Source organism: Streptomyces sp. URMC 126 (assembly GCF_051386555.1).
Lineage (GTDB): Bacteria > Actinomycetota > Actinomycetes > Streptomycetales > Streptomycetaceae > Streptomyces.
Map to the genome: position 1 here is coordinate 1 of NZ_JBPQTX010000762.1, position 290 is coordinate 290.

At 72.8% G+C, this 290-nt stretch carries 1 pseudogene; it reads left to right on the top strand.

Annotated elements, in window-relative coordinates:
* Nucleotides 1-290: pseudogene (locus ACSNOK_RS33795) on the top strand (hypothetical protein); the annotation flags it as partial.

The window sequence follows — 290 nt, forward strand, 5'->3', positions numbered from 1 at the left end:
GGTCCCGGCGACGGCAACGGCACGCCGCGCAACGACACCCACCGGCTCCTGGACTCCCGCCCGGTCCGCGCCATCCTCGCCGCGTCCAGCGAGAGCATCACCCAGGTCGCCGCGATCCTCTCGCAGCGCGTCTTCGAGGACGCGGTGCTGTCCGGCTACACCCGCCGCCACCCGGACCAGTTCATCGAGGTGCCGGCCACCGTCGAGGGCAAGAACTTCCAGCAGCGGGCCTGGCTGTACGTGCCGGCGCCGTCCGGCAACCTCTACGACCGCCGGATCCTCGGCGAGCG